We start from the raw sequence: 3,242 nt of genomic DNA, 5'->3' as shown, positions 1-3,242 counted from the left end.
CACAGCCGTCCCCCGATCGGTGGCCAGGCTGAAGAAGCTCACTGGAGGCGGCCTTCATGGAACTCACCGCCGACAGCACCGAATACCTGGCAGGACAGCCCCGATGAGCACACTCGCCTCCGCCCCCCAGGCCACCCCCGCCGCCGGGGTGCCCGCCCGCTTCCGCGACCTCCTCGCCTCCGAGTGGATCAAGACGCGGTCCCTGCGCTCCACCCCGTGGACACTCACGCTCACCGTCCTGTTCGTCATCGGCTCCGCCGCCGTGGCCTCGCTTGCGGACAAGGGCGCGGGCTCCGGCCCCGCTGAGTTCCTGCCCTTCGACGCCTACCCGGCGGCCGGCTACTGGACGCTGATGCTCGTCGCCAGCAGCATGGGCGCCCTCACCGTCGTGAGCGAGTACAGCAGCGGCCTGATCCGCACCACCACCGTGGCCGTCCCGGCCCGCGGCTCGGTTGTGCTGGCCAAGGCGGCCGTCACCGCCGCGCTGTGGACCGCGGTCGGCACGGCCGCCTCCACCGGTTCTTTCCTGGTCTCCCAGGCCATCCTGGACGGGCACCACGCCGACGTTTCGATCACCCATCCCGGGGTGTTGCGGGCGCTGGTGGCCTCCACGTTGCTGGCCCCGGTCTGCGCCCTGGTCGGTCTGGGCCTCGGCGTTCTGCTCCGGCATGCCGCCGGGACCATGGTCACCGCCGTCTTCACCCTGCTGATGCTGCCCCCCATGTTTTCGGAGGGCAACCGCTGGTCGGCGGACATCAAGCACACACTGGTGGCGGCCGCCTGGAATCGCCTGGTCCAACCCTGGGAGCCGGATCCCGGATCCCTGGGCTACACAGCCACGGTCCCCGGCTCCTGGCTCGTGTACACGCTCTGGCCGCTGATCACGGTCGCACTCGCCGTGCTCGTCGTGGGGCGCCGCGACGTGTGAGTGTTGCCTCCAGGGGCGAGGTCCCGGTAGCTCGTCGCAGCCTTGATGCCATTATAAATGACCATCTGTGAGAGTTCTGCGACAGCGACCGAATCGACTCTGTTTCCGCAGGTCGCCGTTCGCAAAAGTCCTCTCGAAACCCGCATGTTGTGCGAGGTACTTCTGAGAGACTGCCGCCATGGAGTTGACGCCCGATGAGGCAGCATTGGCGGTAGAACGTCACGACTGCCCGAACTGTGACGCGCCCGTCGGCAGTGCCTGCCGCACCCGGGGCGGGAAGACCGCTTCCAAATATCACACCCCGCGCTTCCTCCTCGTACCCGCGCTGCGCGAGGAACTCGAAGTCCCGGTGCCCGCCGACCGCGGCCCCGGCCGCGCGTGGAAGCAGGGCCCGGCGCTCGCCGCCGTGCCCGCGCCCCGCACCGAGCGCCCGGTGAGAATCGGGTACGCCCGCACCTCGACGGCCCGCCAGGAGCTGGCGAGCCAGATCGAAGCTCTCCGCCGGGCGGAGTGCCACAAGATCTTCCAGGAGCAGATCAGCACACGCGTCAAGGTGCGGCCCGAGCTGGAGAAAGCGCTCACGCTGGCCCACCAGTTCAAGGAGGCCGCGCCCGAGACCCCGGTCATCTTCACGGTGCACGAGCTGAAACGTCTGGCCAGGAACGCCGCCGAGCTGATGACGCTGTCCGCCGACCTCCAGGCCGGCGGCATCCAGCTCGAACTCCTCACCGGCCCCCTCACCGGCGTCTACGACCCCAACGGCATGGGCGCCATGTTCTTCGCCGTACTCGCCGTCGCCGGGCAGATCGAGCGCAACTACATCCGGGAAAAGACCCTCGAAGGCCAGGCCGTCGCCGCCTCCAAAGGCAACCACGGCGGACGGCCGAAGGTCATCGACGACGACATGCTCACCTTCGCCGTCGCACTCAAGGACAAGGGCGTCCCCGTCCCGGAGATCGCGAAGAAGCTCACCATCAAGACCGGGAAGAACGCGGGCACGTCCCCGTCGGTCGCCTCCCTCTACCGGGCCCTCGCCGAAGCCGAGCAGGCCGCCGCCGACGGCCTGCCGCTCAGGCCCAAGCCCGTCCGCATCCTCCGGCCCGAGGATCCGCTCACCCCCGAAGAGACCGACCTACGCGAACGGCCCCAGGCCCAGCCCCACCCGAACGCCGAAGGCGCCACCCGTGGATAACCTCCAAGCCGTACGCGCGCAGGAATACGCGAAGGTGTACGAGGACCTTCTCAGTGCAGCTGCCCAGCTCGATACGCTGTGCCGCCTGGAGGCAGGCGGAGCCGTGGACGCCCACGCCACCGCGGCGATACACGCGGTCCGGTTCGCTGCCACGATCCTGTGGCCAACTGTCCCCAACACCCCGCCACCCGGCTTCCGCCACGACAGCGAACGCCTGCTCCAACTGGCCGCCAACTGGCGCGAGGCAGCACTGGAACTCGGCGAGTTCGCCCAACCACGCCCCGCCCTGCGGCTCGTAACCGCATGCGAACCCGCCGAGGAACATCCGACCGGAAACCGGCTCTAAGCCGCTCGCCAGTCGGGCGTTAGCGGCTGCACCGATGTTCCCCACGGCCGGAGACCCGTGCGTATGACGGCTCTATGTCACGCTACGGAAGCCCTCACCGGCCAAGATCATCCCGTGGCGGCTTTTGGGCTCACCTTGGCTGGACCCCTACAAAGCAGGCGGCGCGGCGACGAGCACCAGGAGCACGGTCTCCGCACGGTGATGGCACGCCGCGGTACTACGCGGTCTCCACGGGCGCGTCTCCAGCAGCGCCCAGCGTGAAGACCTCCACAGCGTGCCCGCCGCCAGCCAGGGCACCGACGCAGCCAAGAAGATCGTGGGGCGCAAGCGGAGCATCGTCACCGACACCCTCGGACTGCTGCTCGCAGTGCTGGTCACGGCCGCGAGCCTGCAGGATTCCGCCGCCGCTCCCCACCTCGTCGATCGGTGGCTGCCGCCCTCCCGGCCAGCGCAAGGTGTGGGTCGACGGCCGCTGTCGACCGACGTGGCAGCCGATCCGATGGCCGGGCGCACCGCTTCAAGAGTCTCAGGGATGGACGTTGACGGTGGCTGGCGAAGAACCGTCAGCACGCGGTGTGGCAGGGGCTGACGGACGGGCAGCGTGAACGCCTGAAACTGCTCGGCATCACGCCGCTTCTCCCGGAGCAGGAGGCGCCCACGAAGCCGTCCAAGAGCAGCTCTGGAGCCTTCGAGCGCGGCGTTGCAGCCCTCGTGACGGCGGCCATGACAAGCGGCTCTGATCAACATTTCGGGATGACCGTGCGTGATCGGTTCAC

The 3,242-nt window shown here is 69.0% G+C and carries 3 protein-coding genes and 2 pseudogenes; all 5 read left to right on the top strand.

The annotated features are described in order from the left end of the window. Positions 1-103: 103 nt before the first annotated feature. A complete protein-coding gene (locus tag AV521_RS46110) occupies positions 104-928 on the top strand; it encodes a hypothetical protein (RefSeq protein WP_076097932.1) in 825 nt (274 codons plus the stop codon). A 205-nt stretch (positions 929-1,133) separates the two neighbouring features. Then, complete coding sequence (locus AV521_RS46105) at positions 1,134-2,120, top strand: recombinase family protein (RefSeq protein ID WP_256726029.1); 987 nt, start codon at positions 1,134-1,136, stop codon at positions 2,118-2,120. Then, on the top strand, positions 2,113-2,466 hold the full coding sequence (locus AV521_RS46100) for a hypothetical protein (protein WP_076097930.1): 354 nt from the start codon (positions 2,113-2,115) through the stop codon (positions 2,464-2,466). Before AV521_RS46105 ends, AV521_RS46100 begins: the two co-directional genes overlap by 8 nt. A gap of 254 nt (positions 2,467-2,720) precedes the next feature. Next, positions 2,721-2,893, top strand: a pseudogene (locus tag AV521_RS46095) (transposase); the annotation flags it as partial. Positions 2,894-3,039: 146 nt separating this feature from the next. Beyond that, a pseudogene (locus tag AV521_RS50240) lies at positions 3,040-3,242 on the top strand (hypothetical protein); the annotation flags it as partial.

This window comes from Streptomyces sp. IMTB 2501 (assembly GCF_001953885.1).
GTDB lineage: Bacteria > Actinomycetota > Actinomycetes > Streptomycetales > Streptomycetaceae > Streptomyces.
The sequence above is the reverse complement of the archived record's forward strand: the minus strand, read 5'-3'. Positions and strand labels throughout refer to the sequence as shown.

Coding starts and splice junctions, on each gene's coding strand:
- AV521_RS46110 (WP_076097932.1), top strand. CDS start 104: ATGAGCACACTCGCCTCCGCCCCCCAGGCCACCCCCGCCGCCGGGGTG.